22 protein-coding genes and 1 tRNA gene are annotated in these 17,475 nt (G+C 68.5%); 17 read left to right on the top strand and 6 right to left on the bottom strand.

Annotated features, from left to right (window positions below; all coding sequences use genetic code 11):
• Positions 1-25 precede the first annotated feature (25 nt).
• The 8 genes from AB8619_RS08805 to AB8619_RS08770 all read left to right on the top strand — a co-directional run bounded on the left by AB8619_RS08805 (position 26) and on the right by AB8619_RS08770 (position 6,333).
• The gene (locus AB8619_RS08805) at positions 26-892 is read left to right on the top strand and encodes a hydroxymethylglutaryl-CoA lyase (RefSeq protein WP_436796363.1); all 867 of its coding nucleotides are present in this window, start codon (positions 26-28) and stop codon (positions 890-892) included.
• Position 893: 1 nt separating this feature from the next.
• Positions 894-1,097 (top strand): hypothetical protein, encoded by a 204-nt coding sequence (locus AB8619_RS08800; RefSeq protein WP_436796093.1) that lies wholly within the window; start codon positions 894-896, stop codon positions 1,095-1,097.
• 70 nt (positions 1,098-1,167) lie between these two features.
• Positions 1,168-1,242 (top strand) — tRNA-Pro (locus tag AB8619_RS08795).
• Between the two features lie 258 nt (positions 1,243-1,500).
• Positions 1,501-2,010 carry a hypothetical protein gene (locus AB8619_RS08790; protein WP_436796092.1) on the top strand — a complete coding sequence of 170 codons (510 nt, stop codon included), beginning with the start codon at positions 1,501-1,503 and terminating at the stop codon, positions 2,008-2,010.
• Positions 2,011-2,079: 69 nt separating this feature from the next.
• The gene (locus AB8619_RS08785; RefSeq protein ID WP_436796091.1) at positions 2,080-3,735 is read left to right on the top strand and encodes a hypothetical protein; all 1,656 of its coding nucleotides are present in this window, start codon (positions 2,080-2,082) and stop codon (positions 3,733-3,735) included.
• Positions 3,732-4,541, top strand: a complete 810-nt coding sequence (locus AB8619_RS08780; RefSeq protein ID WP_436796090.1) for a hypothetical protein — start codon at positions 3,732-3,734, stop codon at positions 4,539-4,541. The genes AB8619_RS08785 and AB8619_RS08780 overlap by 4 nt, the downstream gene beginning before the upstream one ends.
• Complete coding sequence (locus AB8619_RS08775; RefSeq protein WP_436796089.1) at positions 4,538-5,335, top strand: hypothetical protein; 798 nt, start codon at positions 4,538-4,540, stop codon at positions 5,333-5,335. The genes AB8619_RS08780 and AB8619_RS08775 overlap by 4 nt, the downstream gene beginning before the upstream one ends.
• Positions 5,332-6,333 carry an ATP-grasp domain-containing protein gene (locus AB8619_RS08770; protein WP_436796088.1) on the top strand — a complete coding sequence of 334 codons (1,002 nt, stop codon included), beginning with the start codon at positions 5,332-5,334 and terminating at the stop codon, positions 6,331-6,333. The genes AB8619_RS08775 and AB8619_RS08770 overlap by 4 nt, the downstream gene beginning before the upstream one ends.
• Before the next feature lie 115 nt (positions 6,334-6,448).
• Here the strand turns inward: AB8619_RS08770 and AB8619_RS08765 are convergent, their stop codons facing one another.
• Entirely contained in the window at positions 6,449-7,738 is a 1,290-nt protein-coding gene (locus AB8619_RS08765) for a saccharopine dehydrogenase family protein (protein WP_436796087.1), read from the bottom strand.
• Between the two features lie 47 nt (positions 7,739-7,785).
• On the opposite strand from AB8619_RS08765, the gene AB8619_RS08760 reads away from it, so the two are divergent.
• Positions 7,786-8,550 carry an SOS response-associated peptidase gene (locus AB8619_RS08760; protein ID WP_436796086.1) on the top strand — a complete coding sequence of 255 codons (765 nt, stop codon included), beginning with the start codon at positions 7,786-7,788 and terminating at the stop codon, positions 8,548-8,550.
• Positions 8,551-8,592: 42 nt separating this feature from the next.
• Here AB8619_RS08760 and AB8619_RS08755 read toward each other — a convergent pair whose 3' ends face one another.
• Positions 8,593-9,012: an HIT family protein gene (locus AB8619_RS08755; protein WP_436796085.1), complete on the bottom strand. Its 420-nt coding sequence runs from the start codon at positions 9,010-9,012 to the stop codon at positions 8,593-8,595.
• Between the two features lie 26 nt (positions 9,013-9,038).
• Between AB8619_RS08755 and AB8619_RS08750 the strand changes: the two genes are divergently transcribed.
• The 8 genes from AB8619_RS08750 (at position 9,039) to gcvT (ending at position 14,850) form a co-directional block, all read left to right on the top strand.
• Complete coding sequence (locus AB8619_RS08750; RefSeq protein WP_436796084.1) at positions 9,039-9,698, top strand: CDP-alcohol phosphatidyltransferase family protein; 660 nt, start codon at positions 9,039-9,041, stop codon at positions 9,696-9,698.
• A 25-nt stretch (positions 9,699-9,723) separates the two neighbouring features.
• The gene (gene gcvH / locus AB8619_RS08745; RefSeq protein WP_436796083.1) at positions 9,724-10,101 is read left to right on the top strand and encodes a glycine cleavage system protein GcvH; all 378 of its coding nucleotides are present in this window, start codon (positions 9,724-9,726) and stop codon (positions 10,099-10,101) included.
• Between the two features lie 6 nt (positions 10,102-10,107).
• Positions 10,108-10,584, top strand: coding sequence for an FHA domain-containing protein (locus tag AB8619_RS08740; protein ID WP_436796082.1), 477 nt, complete (start codon positions 10,108-10,110; stop codon positions 10,582-10,584).
• Between the two features lie 6 nt (positions 10,585-10,590).
• On the top strand, positions 10,591-11,556 hold the full coding sequence (locus AB8619_RS08735) for a MerR family transcriptional regulator (protein ID WP_436796081.1): 966 nt from the start codon (positions 10,591-10,593) through the stop codon (positions 11,554-11,556).
• A gap of 47 nt (positions 11,557-11,603) precedes the next feature.
• Positions 11,604-12,107, top strand: a complete 504-nt coding sequence (locus AB8619_RS08730; protein ID WP_436796080.1) for a bifunctional nuclease family protein — start codon at positions 11,604-11,606, stop codon at positions 12,105-12,107.
• An 11-nt stretch (positions 12,108-12,118) separates the two neighbouring features.
• Positions 12,119-13,171 carry a potassium channel family protein gene (locus AB8619_RS08725; protein ID WP_436796079.1) on the top strand — a complete coding sequence of 351 codons (1,053 nt, stop codon included), beginning with the start codon at positions 12,119-12,121 and terminating at the stop codon, positions 13,169-13,171.
• Positions 13,172-13,292: 121 nt separating this feature from the next.
• Entirely contained in the window at positions 13,293-13,775 is a 483-nt protein-coding gene (locus tag AB8619_RS08720; RefSeq protein ID WP_436796078.1) for a MerR family transcriptional regulator, read from the top strand.
• A gap of 31 nt (positions 13,776-13,806) precedes the next feature.
• Entirely contained in the window at positions 13,807-14,850 is a 1,044-nt protein-coding gene (gene gcvT / locus AB8619_RS08715; RefSeq protein ID WP_436796077.1) for a glycine cleavage system aminomethyltransferase GcvT, read from the top strand.
• Between the two features lie 25 nt (positions 14,851-14,875).
• On the opposite strand, the gene AB8619_RS08710 is transcribed toward gcvT, so the two are convergent.
• Genes AB8619_RS08710 through AB8619_RS08695 form a run of 4 tightly spaced genes read right to left on the bottom strand, consistent with a single transcriptional unit; the run spans position 14,876 to position 17,469 of the window.
• The gene (locus AB8619_RS08710; protein ID WP_436796076.1) at positions 14,876-15,526 is read right to left on the bottom strand and encodes a carboxymuconolactone decarboxylase family protein; all 651 of its coding nucleotides are present in this window, start codon (positions 15,524-15,526) and stop codon (positions 14,876-14,878) included.
• A 29-nt stretch (positions 15,527-15,555) separates the two neighbouring features.
• A complete protein-coding gene (locus AB8619_RS08705) occupies positions 15,556-15,984 on the bottom strand; it encodes an ester cyclase (protein ID WP_436796075.1) in 429 nt (142 codons plus the stop codon).
• A 7-nt stretch (positions 15,985-15,991) separates the two neighbouring features.
• Entirely contained in the window at positions 15,992-16,768 is a 777-nt protein-coding gene (locus AB8619_RS08700) for a class II aldolase/adducin family protein (protein WP_436796362.1), read from the bottom strand.
• Positions 16,769-16,797: 29 nt separating this feature from the next.
• Entirely contained in the window at positions 16,798-17,469 is a 672-nt protein-coding gene (locus AB8619_RS08695; RefSeq protein ID WP_436796074.1) for a TetR/AcrR family transcriptional regulator, read from the bottom strand.
• Positions 17,470-17,475 lie beyond the last annotated feature (6 nt).

The raw sequence follows: 17,475 nt of genomic DNA, 5'->3' as shown, positions 1-17,475 counted from the left end.
TGGAGTGCCCGGCGTGAGTTGGGATCTGCCGGATTCGATCTCGATCCGTGACGTGGGTCCCCGCGACGGCCTCCAACCGGAGGAGCCGCTGGCCGTCGAGCAACGGGTCGCGCTCGTGGCCTCGCTGGCAGCCGCCGGCGTCGTCGACATCGAGGTGGCCGCGTTCGTTTCGCCGGCCGCAGTCCCGGCGATGGCCGGTGCCGCAGAGGTCTGTCGCTCGCTCGAGCGTTCCGCCGGTGTCCGTCACTGGGCGTTGGTCCCCAACGTCCGCGGCGCGAACGACGCCGTGGCGGCCGGGGTCGACGCCATCACCGTCACGGTCTCTGCGTCCGAGACCTACTCCCAGGCGAACGTGAAGCGATCGACCGAGGATTCGGTCGCGGGCGTCGCCGACATCGTCCGTGCCGCCGGCGACCTCGAGGTCGACACCGTGATCTCCTGTGCGTTCGGGTCTCCCTACGACGAGCAGATCGGCCCCTTCGACGTGGCCGCGATCGTGGAGCAGGTGCGGGAAGCCGGAAGTACTCACGTCACGCTCGCCGACACCACGGGCATCGCCACCCCGGAGCGCATCGCCGACGTCGTCACCGCCGTGGGCCCCGACGTGCGACTGCACCTGCACGACACCCGAGGGACGGCGCTCGCGAATGCGTTCGCGGCGCTTCTCCTCGGTGTGACGGCGTTCGACACGGCAGTCGGGGGACTGGGCGGCTCGCCCTTCGCTGCCGGAGCGGGTGGCAACCTCGCCACCGAGGACCTCGTGCACCTCTGCGACGGTCTCGGGATCGACACCGGCATCGACCTCTCGGCCATGGTGGGCGTGGCGACGACGGTGTCCGGCCTGATCGGCCGCCCCGTGCCGTCACGCGTGACCGCCACGTTGGGAGCCTGACGTGCCGTTCTGTCCTGGCTGCGAGCGCTTCTACAACCCCAACACGCTCGATCGCGCCGGCGACTGCCCAGAGGGGCACCACGTGGCCGACCCCGAAGCCGTGCCCGACCCGCCGACCGTTCCCTGGCACTTCAAGCTGATGCTGGCCTTCCTGATCGTGTATCTCGGCTGGCGGTTGGTCCAGCTCATCAGCTGGCTCCTGTGACCCGGTCGGACGAACGTCGGTCGTCGGATTCCGATCGGCCTCGTCGGCGCAGCTAGATTGACCGGCCCCACGGGCTGTGGCGCAGCTTGGTTAGCGCGCTTGACTGGGGGTCAAGAGGTCGGGAGTTCGAATCTCCCCAGCCCGACGGAAGAACTGCAGGTCAGAGCCGGTCCACTGGACCGGCTCTTCTGTTTCCAGGCGGGGGTCGTTCCCGGGAACCAAGCTTGGTGGGGAACACGAAAAGTCTTCTCAAGAAACCTTCAAGAGATGCCGGTAAGGCCCACAACGGTGGAATCCAGCAGAGCGGCATGTGGAGGGCGACATGACCGGATCGAGCACGTCGAGGACGAGGCGCCGGGCGTCAGGCAGGGGAGCGGCCGGCGTCGTGTGGCGGCGGCGCGGCATGGCCGTCGTGGCTTCGTTCGTCGCAGCCCTCGCTGCGTTGGTGGTCGCAGCCGGTCCCGCGGCTGCGGCGCCCCGGGAGCGCGTCGAGATCTGCCATCGGGACGCATCCTCGGGCGACTACCGCCTCCTCACCGTCGCCGACGCGGCGGTGACTGCCCACGAAGACCACGGTGACGGCGTGCCCGGGGGACCGGTTCCGGGGATGGACGCCACCTTCGACGAGACGTGTGCGCCGGTGGTCGACGAGGATCTGGCGCGGGCGGGTTGCTTCGAGGCGCGTGCCGCCGGGTACTTCTTCCTCACCGACGGGACGAGCCCGCAGTACCTGCCTGACCTGGTCGACTTCTACAGCGACCCCGAGTGCACGACCGTCCGGACGACGCTTCGGTCAGGATTCGCTCTGGTCTGGGAGGCGACGCAGTCTGATGCGGTCGACGCCTGCATCGCCGCCGGCGGCGACGGCATCGTTGCTGCCCAGGGTGAACCCGACCTCTGGTCCTGCAACTAGCGGCGTCGCCTCGGGCGACTCGCGTGGGGAATCCAGCCCTTCCGATTTCGCCTGTTACGTTCGCCCGCCATGGGCTGGGTGCCGTCGATGGCGGGGAATGTTGCGCGCACGGACGGAGGGCTGCTCGACCTGAAGGGTCGTGATCGGTCGACGGCGCGCACGGTGCGGACCGGGCTCGCAGCGCTCGTGGTCCTGTTCGTCGCCGCGACACTGAGCACGTCGATTCTGTATCCAGCCTTGACGCCGGTCGACGAGGGCGCCCATGTCAGCTACGGCTACTACCTGACCACGTTCGATCCACCGACGGTGTTCGACCCGCTCACCGGTGGGTCCTACACCTACCGCGAGAACCGGACGGTCTACACCGCCAATCATCCCCCGCTGTACTACTCGCTCCTGGGACCGGTCGTGCGCGGCGTCAACGTCGTCGCTGATCCGTCGACGGCGATCCATGTCGGTCGACTGGTGTCGGTCGCCTTCGGGGTGATGGCGCTCGTCTCGCTCGTCGGGCTTGCGTCGGAGTTGATGCCGAAACGGCCGTCGGCGTGGTTGGCCGCCGGAGCGGTCGGGATGCTCCTACCGCATGTCACGGTCAACTCCGGTTTCACCTACAACGACTCTGCCGGACTTGCGATGTCGCTCGGCGTGCTCTGGGCAGGCGCACGCATCCTCACCGCCGGCCCCACGAACCGGAGGGTGCTGGCACTCGCGATCCTCAGCGCGGCAGCAGCGCTGACGCGTGTCTCGGCCACGCCGTTCGCGGTCGTCGCGGTCGGACTCGCGCTCGCCGGAGCTCTTCGACGGCGCGGGATGCCTGATCGGTGGCGCAGAGTGGCGGCCGTGGTCGTCGTGCCGGGAGCAGTCACCGCGGTCTTCGCCGGCCCGATCTATCTCCGGAACCTCCGTCTCTACGGCGACGTCACGGGCGGGAAGGCGCTCTACGAGTTGCTGGGACGACACAGCCGCCCGATGGACGGTCTGTTCGAATCGCCGTTCATGGCGGCGCGGTATCGCGGTCTGTGGGTCGACCTGACGTTCCGCGTCGACACCGGCCCGGTGCACATGGTCGATCGGATGAGCTTCGCGCTCCTGTGGGCCGGCTTGGCGCTCGGCGTCATCGCGATCGCTCTCCGCACGGTCCGATGGTGGCGTGGTGAGGCTCGGCACGAGCTCGTGGTCGCAGGGGCGTTGGCGGTCGTGGTGGCGGTGGTCATCTGGGGATTCGTTCAGCACGTGACCGGTGGTGGCATCGCTCACTCCCGCTACCTGCTCCCGGCATGGCCCGTGTATGCGCTCCTCGTCGCCGCCGGCCTCCGCTGGCTCCCCCACGCGCGTAGCCTCCGCCGCCCTGACTGTGGGAATCGTCAACTGCCTCGCGTCGACCGCGCTCATCGCCAACGGCGTCGCAGGTGTGTACCGCATGGAGACGGACACACGGAAGCACGGCAGCCTCGTCGCAGGCTGGCGCGAGGCAGTGGGCACCCTCGGAGTGCCGCTTGGTCTCCTGTTCGGAATGATCGTCGTCGCCACGCCGATCGCCTTGGCCGCCTTCTTGTCCAGCAATCTCCGGCTTCGCCGTGGGGAACGCGTCGAGTGCGCTCCGGAGCGATCGTCCGCCACCGTGGACGCGAGCATGGTCGTCCCCGAGTTCGCGACGTGATCGGGTGGTTCGCTGGCCCGGTACCGTGTCGTGCCGTGGATCGAGCGACCGAGTTGGCACGTTGAGCCCGATCGACGACCCCGCTGGATGTGGAGCGACCGGTTGCGGCTGGTATCACGGCGCGTGGCCGCTGTTGCGGTCGCTCGGACTGGTCGCAACCCCCGACCGCCATGCAGCGTTCTTCCATCGGACGCTGGGCTCGGCGGCGGAGGCGGGACTCGTCGACGTGGTCGTCAGTGGAGCAGCCGACGACGCCATGCCGTCCACGGTGCTCGCTGCGTACCGAGCGCGCAGTGTCACGCCGTCGATCACCGTCATCGACCGCTGTGCCACGCCGATCGATCGCATCCGCGCGGCGATGCCCGAGGTGTCCGGCCTCGTCGCTGATGTCCTGGCGCCAGCGAACGAGCGCCGCTTCGACCTCGCCTGCACCCACGGATTGTTCCCGACGGTCCCGGTCGACCAGCGAAAGGAGCTCGCTGCCGCCTGGGCGTCGATGCTCGTCCCGGGCGGGCGACTCGTGACCACGACCAGCCTGTCGTCTCCCGACGCGCCGGACGATCTCCGTTTCGATCCCGCAGCCGTCGACGCCTTCGTGGATCGGGCCATCGGCGCGTTCGAGGCCACCGAGCATCGATCAGATGCCGAGCTCTCGGCCGGCGACGTGGAACGGATCGCTCGTCGGTGGGCCACCAACGCGGTCACCCACCCCACCCGATCCACCGACGAGATCGCAGACGTCTTGTCCGCCGTCGGCTTCGACGTCGACGTCCACGAGCAGGAGATCGCCGGGACGATGGGCGCCTCGACCGGGGGACCATGGTCAGCCCGGACCGCTCGCTACGCCGAAGTCGTGGCGACTCGCCGATGACGGTCGGCCCGCTCGAGCGCGTGGTCCACGCGCTCCGCCCGTACTGGGCCGCCGAAGCGGAGATCTGCCGTGCCCACCTGGCCCGGCCGGATCGGTCCGTGCACGTCGACGTCGGATGGCTCGCCCGTCAGGCGGCGAAGGAACTGATCGACGGAGTCGTCCCGCGCATCGAGCGCGTACGCGACGCGGCCACGCGGAGCGTGCCGCCGGCAGAGCTGGTCCGAGAGACGGCAGAACTCCACGAGGAGGCAGCGCACTTCGCTGCGTTCGCCGATGCGCACGACGTCCTCGCCGCCAGCGCCGATCTCCCGCCGCTCGGCTCGAGTGATCTGGGTGCCGTGGTTGCGTGGCCTGCCAACGCTGCGCTGGCCGACCTGCGGGCTGAGCACTGCCGGGATCATGGTCGTGCCGGGGAGTTGGCGACCTCGCTGACCGAGGGTGGATGCTCGGCGTTGTTCGCCGTGGGCGTTGAACTGGAGACGAGCGACGACGTCCGGGACCAGGCCATCGCGCAGGCGTGTCGTGCCGTACTCGACGACGAGGTCGAGCACCTCCGGTCGGGACTCGACGATCTGGTGGCCGACCTCGCGTCGGTCGATGTCGACCTGGTGATCGAGTTGGCCGTGGCGCAGTCGCAGCTCCGTCTCCAGATGCGTCAGCTGCAGATGGGTTCGCCGGTCACCGTCGAGCGCATGGACGAGTTGGCCGCCGGAGGCGCCGCGGCGAGGGATCTCGCCGATGTCGACGCTCGACTCGCTCGATCCCCGGTGGCCGAGAGTGGAGCCGACTCGTGAACGCCCGTGTCCGGGTCCTCCATCTCCTCGGTGTCAGCGACGACAAGCAGATTCGCGTGACTCGACTGTCGGGTGACCAGGCGCGGATGGGTTTCCAGAGCATGGGAAACGTCGAGATCCGGTCCCTCGTGGACGACGACACGTTCGACGTGGCCTCGCTCCTCGTGGGCGAGGTCGAGAGCGAGGCCCTGCGGCTCGACGGGTTCGCGGTCGTGCTCAACGCCGTGTGCGATCCCGACACGAACCTGGGCGCACTGTCGGTCGCATCGAAGATCGTCGACGCTCTCGGCGTTCCGGTCTTCAACGATCCGAGCAAGGTGGCCGGACTCACCCGAGATGCGGTCGCCGAGGCGCTGGACGGGGTCGACGGCCTCGTCGTGCCCCGGACCACTCGGATCCAACCGTCCCGGGTGCGAGACGTGGTCTCGATGGCGACCGCTGCGGGACTGGCGCTGCCGATCCTGGTGCGAGAGGCTGGTACCCACGGCGGACACAAGCTCGCACTCATCCGCGGCGAGGAGGACAACGACCTGCTCGAGCAGTTCGCCTTCGACGGCCGCTGGTTCTACGCCACCGAGTTCGTCGACACCCGCTCGCCCGACGGCCTCCATCGGAAGTACCGAGTGCTGGTGGTCGACGGTGAGCCGGTGGCCAAACATCTGATCGCATCCCAGGCCTGGAACGTCCACGCCCGAGATCGCGCGTCGGTCGTGGATCACCCGGACCTGCGAGCCGAGGACGATGTGTTCGTCTCCGGGCTCCCGGCGGCGATGGAACCCGTCTTCCGTGCGATGGACGAGCGACTGGACCTCGACTACTTCGGTGCGGACTTCGGCCTCGACGAGGACGGCGCCGTCGTCCTGTTCGAGGCGAATGCCTGCGTCCGTGCGCTGGCGGGCAGCGCGACCGAGAGCGAGATCCCGTCGCATCACGCAGCGACCGAACGCATCCGCTCGCTCGTGCGAGGCCGTCTCCTCACGCTCGCCGGCCGCCACTGACCACCCTCGCTCATCGGAACGACGGCTCGGTCCGAACCTTCCGGGTTGCGATTCGCCTCACCGGAGCGCGGATCCGCAACCCAGAATCAGATCGAGCGCCGCAGCGGGTGCTGATTCATTCAACCGTAGAAACGCGACCACTCCAGACCGTACTCAGACGACGGTGAACCGGACGCCGGCCTCTTCCATCCGGTCGATCGAGGCCAGCCCCAGAGCGGTGGACGGTGTCAGGAATCCGGCGCCGTCGGGGACGCCGGACATCGAGTCGGCGAGGGCCAAGGCGGCCTCGCCGACCATGGTGGCGGTCGACTTGTAGCCGGGATGTCCGTCGGCTTCGACCACGACGTCCTGGGTCGCGCCCCGCGCATCGGTGGCCCGGACGTTCGAGTCGGTACGTCCACGCATCGAGGTCGTCGGGCTTGGGACCCGTACCCGCCTTCGGGCCGACGCGCAGGAGCCACTTGGCCATCGGTCGACGGATCTCTGCGGGGAGTCGGCCGGCCGCACCCATGCCCACCGACATGACCGAGAGGGCGGCCGCCGTGGCCGATGCCGCAGGTTTGGGGACCGTCGCCTCGGTCACGGTTCCTTCGCGGTAGCGGAAGTCTGCGGCGAAGAGCGGATCGTCCGAGTCGCGGAGAAGCGCCGCCGTGCGGTGGACGACGGCGGGGTTGAGGAACGGCGAGGGGAACATCGGCGCCAACCACTGACGGGTCGCCGAGTGCTTCCGCGGACGGAGGTCGTACCGGCCTCTGGCGGTCGATGACGGCGGGTCGAGCAGGTACGGGTCGGTGAAGTCCGACCCCGGGCCACGCTGGATGGCCTCGACGCCGCTGATGAACGTGCCACCGGAGACGGCGTCGGTCATCGCTCCCATCGGCTTCGACGACGACATCGACACTGCGACATCGACGTCGACGATGGCGTCGCCGGTCCGCTCGTGGAGGGTCTGGGCTGCGAGCAGCGCACCGAGGTCGAAGGGCAGGGCCTCGAACCCGGACGTCGGCACGATCTTGGCGCCGCTGGCCGTCGCCTCGTCGTCGTAGGCGTCGATCATGGCCTTGACCCAGTCGGTCTCGCCGGTGAGGTTGAGTTCGTGGGTCCCGTTGCGGGCGCAGGCCGCGTACACCGGTTCGCCGTAGCGGGCATACGGACCCACGAGGTTCGCGATCACCGTGGCCGAGCCGGTCATGGCGTCGATCGAGTCGGCGTCCTCGACGTCGGCGATCAGCACGGCATCGGGTTCGGCACCGACGACCTCGAGCACCTGGTCGATGCGGGCGCGATCGCGGCCGGCCACTCCCCATCGCAGGCCGAGCGTCGGCGCCCGGCGGGCGAGGTGTCTGGCGACCTCACGTCCGGTCACGCCGGTTGGTCCGAACAGGACGACGTCGAGATCAGCCATGACTGCAGCGTGACAGGGCGAGCGGGGGTGGCGCTACCGTCGTCACCATGTGTGGACGATTCGTGTCGTCATCGACCCCCGACGAGTTGGCGGCCTACTTCGGCGTCGACCAGGTGGCCGAGTCGGTCCTGGCGCCAGCGTCGACGGACGACGGGGGAGAGGCTGCGGCGTCGGCCCCTCGGGCCAACTTCAACGTCGCCCCGACGCAGGACGTCTTCGCAGTGATCGAACACGAGGACCAACGCCACCTCGACGCCTTCTTCTGGGGACTGATCCCGTCGTGGGCCAAGGAGGCCAAGATCGGCTCACGCATGATCAACGCCCGAGCCGAGACACTGGCCGAGAAGAACTCCTACAAGCCCTCGTTCCAGAAGCGCCGATGCCTCATCCCCGCAGACGGCTTCTACGAGTGGCAGAAGCTCGCGAGTCCGGAGAAGACCGCGAAGTCGAAGGTCCGGAAGCAGCCGATGTTCATGCGCGCTGCTGATGGATCACCACTGGCCTTCGCCGGCCTGTGGTCGGTGTGGCGCGGTCCGGACAAGGACCAGGAACCACTCCGATCGGTGACGATCATCACGACCACGCCGAACCACACGATGGCGCCGATCCACGACCGGATGCCGGTCATCCTCGGACGCGACGACTGGTCCACCTGGCTCGACCGGGACAACGACGACCTCGACGCGCTGAGCGGGCTGTTGGTCCCGGCACCCGACGACCTGCTCGTCGTCACGCCGGTGTCGACCCAGGTCAACAACGTCCGCAACAACGGGCCCGAGCTGATCGAGGAGGCCGAACCCGTCGGCGTGTAGGCCATCGCGTCGACGGCCCGTGAGCCGGGTCAGACGCCCGGATCAGACGCCCGGATCGTGACCGAGTTCGCGGAGCGCCGCGACGAGCGATGCCTGCGCGTCGTCCATGGCGGCGGGGTCCGGGTCGCGTGCCGTGTTCGCGAAATCGAGGTCGTGCACCCCGTTGATCGGCACGACGTGCAGGTGGACGTGGGGAACCTCGAGTCCGGCGATCATCAGACCCACACGAACGGGTGAGAACGCCGCCTGCTGTGCCTGGCCGATGTACTGGCTCACGGTCATCAGGTGGGCGTTCAGCTCCGGGTCGAGATCGAGCCAGTGGTCCACCTCGGCGATGGGGACCACGAGGGCGTGCCCATGCTGCAGGGGGTTGATCGACAGGAACGCCACGCACCGGTCGTCGCGCCAAACGAAACGTCCCGGGAACTCGCCGTCGATGATCTTGGTGAAGACGGTCGCCATGGCCGCCAGTGTGACACTCTCGTCCCATGGTCGAAGCTGGTGGTGACGTGACCGACGGATCCGGCGTGCAGACAGCGCCGTCCGAGGACAGGATCCTCACGATCCCCAATGCGGTGACGCTGGTGCGGCTGCTGCTGTTGCCGGTCTTCGTGTATCTCCTGTTCGGCCGGGACGACCGACTCGCCGCCGGCTGGTTGCTCGTCGGTATCGGCGCCACCGACTGGGTCGACGGCTACCTGGCGCGTCGACTCCAGCAGGTGTCCAACGTGGGAAAGATCCTCGACCCCGTCGCCGACCGTCTGCTGTTCTTCGTCGGGGTCGGCTCGATCCTGATCGACGGCTCCGTTCCCGTGTGGATCGCGGTCCTGGTGTTGGTGCGCGAGGTGGCGATCGCGATCGCCACGGTCGCCCTGGCGGCGGCGGGGGCCCGCCGCATCGACGTCACCTGGATCGGGAAGTGCGCGACGTTCCTGCTGATGGGCGTGTTCCCCGGTTTCCTGCTGAGCAACGCCGACACGACGCTGGCCGACGTGTACGGCGCGATGGCGTGGGCAGCGGCGATCCCCGGACTCCTCCTGAGCTACTACTCGCTGGCCATGTACCTCCCGCTCGGGCGCAAGGCACTGGCGGAGGGGCGGGCCGATCGGGCGCTCGCCGCCCAGACCTCACCGTCAACTGACGGTTGAGGGTGTTTCGGGTAGCCTCCGCGCAATGAACGTGCCTGATGATCTCCGGTACTCGACCGACCACGAGTGGCTTCGAGCCGACGGTGCCTCGGTTCGGGTCGGCATCACCGACTATGCGCAGGACGCCCTCGGCGACGTGGTCTTCGTCGACCTCCCCGACGTGGGCACGGCCGTGAAGGCCGGCGACGCTGTCGCCGAGGTCGAGTCGACCAAGTCGGTCTCCGACATCTACGCCCCGGTGAGCGGGACGATCACCCAGGTGAACGCCGATCTCGCCGACACACCGGAACGTCTCAACGAAGACCCCTACGGCGACGGATGGATCTTCGTCGTCGAACCGGACGGAGGAGACGAGCCCGGTCTCCTCGACGCCGCCGGCTACCGGGCACTGATCGACGGCTGAGGTCTGGTGGCGGACAACGTCTTCTGCAATCGCTGCGGGCACGCGAACCCGCTGGGCGCGAACTTCTGTTCGTCGTGCGGCAGCGCGCTCGAACATCAAGCGGGCGACGACAGCACGATCACGTTCGACCCGGATCACACCAACGAACCCGAGGACTCGGGCATCGATCTCCACGAGATCCCTGCGGGCGTCGGAGCCCTGATCGTCCGCCGCGGACGCAATGCCGGAAGTCGCTACGTGCTCGACGGCGACGTGACGACGGCCGGCCGTCACCCCGACAGCGACATCTTCCTCGACGACGTCACCGTCTCCCGCCGCCATGTCGACATCACCCGGTCCGGCAGCGACTACACGATGCGCGATGCCGGTTCCCTCAACGGCACCTATGTCAACCGCAACCGCGTCGACGAATCGCCGCTGCGCGACGGCGACGAACTCCAGATCGGTTCGTTCAAGCTCCTGTTCGTCCACGGCGACGGCTGAGTCGGCATGCCCGAACGTGCGCATCTGTCCATCGGCGAGGTCCTGTCGCTCGTCCAGGAGGACTTCCCCGACGTCACGATCTCGAAGATCCGGTTCCTCGAGTCGCAAGGCCTGCTCGATCCGGAGCGGACGCCATCGGGCTATCGCAAGTTCTACGACGCCGACATCGAGCGTCTGCAGTGGATCCTCCTCCAGCAACGGGACAACTTCCTGCCGCTCAAGGTGATCCGCGACCGTCTCGACGAGTGGGACGCCACCGGCAACCATCCCGAAGGCAGTCGTCAGACGCCGGCGGTCGCCGACCTCCCGTCGTCCGGACTGCCGGCGACGAGCCCGTCGCCGAGATCGCCGACGTCGAGTACTCGATCGGAGCCTGCCGACGACACCGACCCTGTCGCGGCCGACGACGACGTCGACGTGGCCGAGCCGGACGACGCGCGTGCCGCTGCTGCGACGCTCGCTGCCGCCTCGGCCATGGAGGTCATCGCTCCCGAACCACCGGCCGCTCGCGCTCCCGTCGTCGAACCCGAGCCCGAGTCGCCCCCGGCGCCGCGAGCCTCTGCTCCGGACGAGGAACTCCGGGTCGGGCCGACGTCGACGTCGTTGACTGCAGAAGAACTCGCGGCCCAGTCCGACGTCCCGGTCTCGGTCATCCACGAGCTCGAGAGCTTCACGATGATCGAGTCACGCCGGATCGGAGCCGACTCGTACTTCGAGCCCTCGGCCCGTTCGGTGGTCGATGCCTGTCGGAGCTTCCTGGAACACGGCATCGAGGTCCGGCATCTCCGGATGTACAAGATCGCCGCCGAACGAGAAGCGGGCGTGTTCGAGCAGTTGGTCATGCCGTTGCTCAAGCAGCGGAATCCCGAGGCGCGAGCACGAGCTGTCGACACGGTCACCGAGTTGGCCGATGCCGGTGAAGCGCTGCACGCCTCGCTCCTGCGCAAGGCTCTCAGCGACACCCTGCCCTGACCACTTCGCGGGGACGACGCCGACGGACCGGCGGTAGGGTGGCCCCGATGACCGTGGAGATGGAGCTCGTCGGAGTCCGTGTGGACATGCCCTCGAACACCCCCGTCCTGCTCCTGCAGGAACGCGAGGGCGAACGACGGCTGCTGGCCATCATGATCGGCGGTCCCGAGGCGCAGGCGATCGCCTTCGCACTCGACAACGTCGAGACGCGCCGTCCGATGACGCACGATCTGATCACCACGCTCGTCGACGAGTTGGGCGCGCACATCGAACGCATCGTCATCTCGGCGCTCCGAGACGACATCTTCTATGCCGATCTGGTGTTGCGGGCCGACGAGGACACCCATGTGGTGTCCGCTCGTCCCAGCGACGCGATGGCGATCGCGGTCCGGGTCGGCACCCCGGTGTACGCCGAGGAGGCCGTCCTGGCCGAGGTCGGGTACGTCGAGGAGGAGACTCCGGCTGACGACGACGCCGTCGACGCCGACGAGGTCGTGGAGGAGTTCCGCGAGTTCATCGATCAGGTGAACCCGGAAGACTTCGCCTCGTAGGCGCCGCGTCCGTGGCCCGTACACCGACCCGTCTCGAGGCGAGACGTCTGACGTTCGACGAGCACACGAATCGGATCCGTCGCGGCCTGCTGCTGCTCCTGACGATCACGTTCGTCGGCTGGGTCGGCTATCTGCTGTTGGGCCTGTCAGCGCTCGACGCGCTGTACCAGACCGTCATCACGATCTCGACCGTGGGCTACCGCGAGGTGGGGCCGCACGCAGAATCTGCGCCCTACCGTCTGTTCACGATCCTCGTCATCCTCGGAGGCGTCGGCACCGCGTTCTACACGCTCGGCGTGCTGCTCGAGACGCTCATCGAGGGCCGCCTCACCGATCAACTCTGGAGACGACGCATGGAACGCACGATCGCAGGGATGACCGACCACGTGATCGTCTGCGGGTGGGGGAGGGTCGGGCGAACGATCGCCCGCGACATCGCCGCCGCAGGCCGTGACGTCGTCGTCATCGACATCGACGGCGATCGCCTCGCCGACCTCGACCTTCCCTTCGTCGAAGGGGATGCAACCGACGACGCGGTGCTGTCTGCCGCGTCGCTCGAGACCGCCGGGGCACTCGTCGCCGCCCTCGACAGCGACGCCGCCAACCTCTACGTGACCCTCTCCGGGCGGTCGGCCCGATCGGACCTGTTCATCGTCGCTCGAGCCCGTGTCGAGTCGGCCGAGCCGAAGTTGGCGCAGGCGGGAGCGAACCGTGTGGTCAACCCGCAGTACATCGGCGGCGAGCGCATCGCCGCGATGATCCTGCAACCCTCGGTCGCCGACTTCCTCGACGTCGTGATGCACGACGGGAGTCTGGAGTTCCGCCTCGCCGAGGTCCTGGTGCCCGAAGCCTCGTCCGTGGCCGGCCAGAGTCTGCGAGATGCGCACCTCCGTGACCGGACCGGTGCCCTCGTGCTCGCGATGCGGAACGCAGCGGGTGACTTCCGCACGAACCCGCCGCCGGACACACCGATCCACCCCGGCGAGGTCCTGATCGCCATCGGCACGGCCGGCCAACTCGAGGCCCTGCGAGAAGAGGTCGGTGTCGCCCGTCTGGCGCAGTGACTCTGCCCATTGACCATCGCGGGGGTCGGTCGTACCATTCGTCGCACCACAGGCACGTAATTTCGCCGCTGTCGTGCACAGCGGAGGCGCAGGACGTCCGTCCGGCAGAGGAGCGAAGGTCATGAGTGCAGCATTCGTCGAGGGATTCTCGGGCAAGAAGGCCGCGGAAGTCGTCGGCATCACCTACCGCCAGCTCGACTACTGGGCGCGCACCGACCTGATCCGGCCGTCGTTGGCCGATGCCTCCGGCTCCGGCAGCCGCCGCCGCTACAGCTACAAGGACCTGCTCGAGCTCAAGGTCATCAAGCGTCTGCTCGACGCCGGCATCAAGCTCGAATCGATCCGCGACGCCTTCGAGTACCTGCGTGAGCAGCTCGGCGAGGACGTGGCGTCGGCCCACCTGGTGATCTCGGGGACGTCGGCCGTGCTCGTGCGTGAAGGCGAGTTGGTCGACGTGGTCAACCGATACCAGGGCCAAGGCGTGCTGAACCTCCTGCCCATGGACGGTGTGCTCGAGGAGCTCGATGCCGCGGTCGCGCTGTTCCAGCCCGCGATCGACGAGGCCGCGACGGTCGACCCCGGACCGGCAGCAGCAGAGCGCTGATCACCCCGACCGGGCGTGCCAAGCTCGGCGTATGAAGCAATCCCCCCTCGACGCTGCTCACCGTTCTCTCGGGGCCAAGATGGTCCCCTTCGGCGGCTGGGACATGCCGCTGTCGTACGCCGACGGGACGGTGGCGGAGCACCGTGCCTGTCGAACCGGCGCCGTTGCCTTCGACGTGTCACATCTGGGCACGGTCCGAGTCGAAGGGCCGGAGGCGTTCGAGCGCCTCCAGGCGACACTGACCAACGACCTCCACCGCATCGGGCCCGGGCGGGCCCAGTACACGCACCTGCTCGACGAGCGTGACGCCTCGGTCGTCGACGACATCATCGTCTGGTGGGTCAGCGACGGGCGTTTCGACGTCATGCCGAACGCATCGAACACCGACGGTGTCGTGGCCGCGATCGGCGGTACCGACGTCACGGCCACCCGAGCGGTCATCGCCATCCAGGGGCCCGAGGCTCGCACCGTGCTGGCGAAGATCGCCCCCGATGCGGCAGCCGTCGCTCGTTTCGCCGTCGCCGAGTTCACCTGGCAGGGGGAGCTCTGCGTCGTCGCCGGGACCGGGTACACCGGGGAGGACGGAGTGGAGTGCGCCGTGCCGGCAGCGGTCGCTCCGTCGTTCTGGGATGCGGTCCTGGAGGCGGGAGCGACGCCCGCCGGACTCGGTGCCCGAGACACGTTGCGCCTCGAAGCTGGGCTGCCGTTGCACGGACACGAGCTCGGTGCGGGGATCACCTCACTGCAGGCCGGCCTCGGCTGGGTCGTGCGTTGGGACACGGAGTTCCGAGGAAAGAGCGCCCTGGCGGCCGAGAAGGAGGCGGGCGTCGCCCGCAAGCTCCGCGGTCTTCGTTGCGAGGGTCGTCGCCCGCCACGCGATGGCAACCCGGTCCTGATCGACGGCTCCACCGTGGGCGTGGTCACGAGCGGGAACTTCTCACCGATGCTCGAGACCGGCATCGCGATGGCCTTCCTCCCGCCCGAGACGCCGGACGGCACGGCCGTGGAGATCGACGTCCGCGGCAAGCCGGTCGCGGCCGAGGTCGTTCCCATGCCGTTCTGGACACGACCCTGAACGACAGACGACGAGCGCCGCTGCGTCAGGCGTCGTCGCCGAGTGTGGTGGCTGCGCCCACGTCGTAGATCGACGTGAAGCCCTCTGGGGGAGCGACCTCGACGATCGCCTCGTCGCGGTCGTCGAACTCGACACGGAGCGCGCGGCTCATGGTCGCATGCATCTCGTACATGCAGGTGATGTAGGTGAGTTCGAGGATCTCCTCGTCGTCGAGATGCTCGCGGAGCGCCGCGAACACGCCCTCGGCCACCCGTCCACCGTCGTAGACGAGTCCGTCGGTCCAGGCCAGGACCGCTCGCTCGGCGGGGGAGAAGCAGTCCGCGGTCTGCCACGCGGGGATGGCGGCGATCTGCTCCTCGCTCAGCCCGACCGCCCGGCACGACTTGCAGTGCTGCGAGAACACGAACTGGCTGCCACGCGTCCACCCGGCCCGCGTCTGTCCGAGCTCGCGGAGCTTGGGATCGAGCTTCCGCTTCGGGCTCTGGTAGAGCCCGAAGCCGGCGACGGCGTGCTCGAACACGTCGGGGCTGTTGGCGAAGACGGTCCACCAGTCACCGGGCGTGCCCGTCGCCGTACCGGGCTCGGCGACCGGGTCACGATCACCGAAGAGCAGTCGGTAGAACGGCTCGACCTTCTCGTGGGCTTCGGCGCGCGGGATCTCTCGGAGTCGGGGCATGGGCGCATCCTGCCCCATGGGAGCCGAGGTCAGGCGAGTTGTCGGGCGACGGTGCCGGCGTCGTAGTACAGCCGTTGGTTGACCAGATCGGGACCCTCGAACTCGAAGATGGCGGCCATGCGTGCGCGGAAGCGTCGTCCGGTCGGCTCGACGCCGTGGAGGTCGCCCAGGTGGGTGCCGGTCATCCAGTGCTCCGAGACCACGACATCATCGCTGTGGTGGTGACAGATGACCTCGAAGCGCTGATCGGGGAACGAGCGACGGCGATCCTCGAGGTACGCCCGCACGGCTGTCGTGCCCTCGAGCACCCGTCCCGAGGCGATGAGTTCGATCCGGGGTCGGGTGAACGTGGCGAGCACGCCGTCGACGTCGCCCTCGTTGTGTGCGACGAGGTGGCGTTGGAGCAGAGCCTCGCGGGTGTCGCGGAGCTTCTCGCTGATCGGGATGACGTCGGCCACGGACCGCTCAGTCGAGGAGGTCGGGCTGGTCGGCCACGATCTTGTCGTAGAGCGGCTGGAAGCTGAACCAGCCGGCGAAGTTGGACCCGACCTGGCTGGCGGCCTGCTTCGCTCCGGCCTCGTCGATCATGACGGGTGTGCCGGCCGCCTCGGCGAGGAGCTGGACCTCGCAGCACCGCTCCATCGAGATGAACCACCATGCGGCCTCGTCGACCGATCCGCCGACGGTCAGGAGGCCGTGGTTGCGGAGGATCGCGGCCTTGTTGTCGCCGAGGGCGTGCGCGATGCGCTTGCCCTCCTCGACGTCGAGCACGACACCTGTGTAGTCGTCGAAGAGGGCGTGGTCCTCGTAGAAGGCGCACACGTCCTGGGTGATCGGGTCGAGCGTGCGACCGAGCGTCGACCAGGCCCGTCCGTTCTTCGAGTGGGTGTGGGCGGCGGCCACGGCGTCGGGACGCGCGGCGTGGATCTGCGAGTGGATGGCGAAGGCGGCCTGGTTGACCGGCCAGTCACCCTCGACGACGACCCCGTTGTGGTCGACGAGGATCAGGTCGGACGCACGGATCAGGTCGAAGCTCAGCCCGAACGGGTTCACCCAGAAGAGTTCGGGATGCTCGGGGTCTCGGGCGGTGACGTGGCCGGCCACACCCTCGTTGAAGCCGAATCGCCCGAAGAGGCGGAACGTGGCTGCCAGGCGCTGCTTGCGGTGGAGTCGTTCGTCCTCGACGGAGTCGAACTCCGGCAGCGTGTGGGGAACGGGGCGGGGTGGGGTGACGGTCACGATCGGTCTCCTCGGCGTGGGTGCATCCGGGGTCAGTGTAGGGCGGCGTCGGGGGTGCCGCCGGGGGTGCCAGCCGCGGCGGTTGCCGCCGTGGTCGCCTCGCGGAGCCCGCTGAACCCGTTCCACAGGATCGTGGTCAGGTAGTCGGTGACGGCAGTGCGCGACATCGTCCGGTTCCGGATCCACCAGTCGCCGGCATGGTGCACCATCCCGACGATCCCGAAGGCCATGGGCTCGGAGCCGCCGGCATCGAGGTCGTTGGCGCGGAGTTGGTCGCCGATGACGACTGCCACCTGTCGAGCGATGACATCGGTGAGCGAGCTCATCGGCCGGTCCTCGCTGCGCGTGGCCGTCCGAGGGCCCTGGTGGATGAGAAACGTGTAGAGCTCCGGATCGTCCTCGAGGAAGGCCAGGTAGCTGTCGACGGTCTGGCGCAACAGCTCGATCGGCTCGTCCGACTCGAGGTTCGGCGTCAGCCGCTCGACCAGGTGCGCCGCATAGCGCTCGCCGATGGCGTCGACGAGTCCGTCGCGATCACCGAAGTGGCGATAGAGGATCGGCTTGGTCACGCCGCCCTGCTTGGCGAGCTGTTCCATCGAGGCCCCGGCGCCCTTGGTGCGGATTGCCTCGACGGCGGCATCGAGCAGTTGCACCCGTCGCTCGGCGCGGCTCGGTCGACGGTTCTCTCGCTGATTCACACCCATCGGGGC

Origin of the sequence: Actinospongiicola halichondriae, assembly GCF_049103745.1 — a bacterium.
In the GTDB taxonomy this organism is placed as follows: domain Bacteria; phylum Actinomycetota; class Acidimicrobiia; order Acidimicrobiales; family Salinilacustritrichaceae; genus Salinilacustrithrix; species Salinilacustrithrix halichondriae.
The sequence above is the reverse complement of the archived record's forward strand: the minus strand, read 5'-3'. Positions and strand labels throughout refer to the sequence as shown.

Bases quoted from the DNA above. Each gene is read 5' to 3' on its own strand.
- AB8619_RS08760 (WP_436796086.1), top strand. From the start codon at position 7,786: ATGTGTGGACGATTCGTGTCGTCATCGACCCCCGACGAGTTGGCGGCC.
- AB8619_RS08695 (WP_436796074.1), bottom strand. From the start codon at position 17,469: ATGGGTGTGAATCAGCGAGAGAACCGTCGACCGAGCCGCGCCGAGCGA.
- AB8619_RS08735 (WP_436796081.1), top strand. From the start codon at position 10,591: ATGCCCGAACGTGCGCATCTGTCCATCGGCGAGGTCCTGTCGCTCGTC.
- AB8619_RS08785 (WP_436796091.1), top strand. From the start codon at position 2,080: ATGGGCTGGGTGCCGTCGATGGCGGGGAATGTTGCGCGCACGGACGGA.
- AB8619_RS08755 (WP_436796085.1), bottom strand. From the start codon at position 9,012: ATGGCGACCGTCTTCACCAAGATCATCGACGGCGAGTTCCCGGGACGT.
- AB8619_RS08765 (WP_436796087.1), bottom strand. From the start codon at position 7,738: ATGGCTGATCTCGACGTCGTCCTGTTCGGACCAACCGGCGTGACCGGA.
- AB8619_RS08790 (WP_436796092.1), top strand. From the start codon at position 1,501: ATGGCCGTCGTGGCTTCGTTCGTCGCAGCCCTCGCTGCGTTGGTGGTC.
- gcvT (WP_436796077.1), top strand. From the start codon at position 13,807: ATGAAGCAATCCCCCCTCGACGCTGCTCACCGTTCTCTCGGGGCCAAG.
- gcvH (WP_436796083.1), top strand. From the start codon at position 9,724: ATGAACGTGCCTGATGATCTCCGGTACTCGACCGACCACGAGTGGCTT.
- AB8619_RS08730 (WP_436796080.1), top strand. From the start codon at position 11,604: ATGACCGTGGAGATGGAGCTCGTCGGAGTCCGTGTGGACATGCCCTCG.
- AB8619_RS08750 (WP_436796084.1), top strand. From the start codon at position 9,039: ATGGTCGAAGCTGGTGGTGACGTGACCGACGGATCCGGCGTGCAGACA.
- AB8619_RS08775 (WP_436796089.1), top strand. From the start codon at position 4,538: ATGACGGTCGGCCCGCTCGAGCGCGTGGTCCACGCGCTCCGCCCGTAC.
- AB8619_RS08710 (WP_436796076.1), bottom strand. From the start codon at position 15,526: ATGCCCCGACTCCGAGAGATCCCGCGCGCCGAAGCCCACGAGAAGGTC.
- AB8619_RS08720 (WP_436796078.1), top strand. From the start codon at position 13,293: ATGAGTGCAGCATTCGTCGAGGGATTCTCGGGCAAGAAGGCCGCGGAA.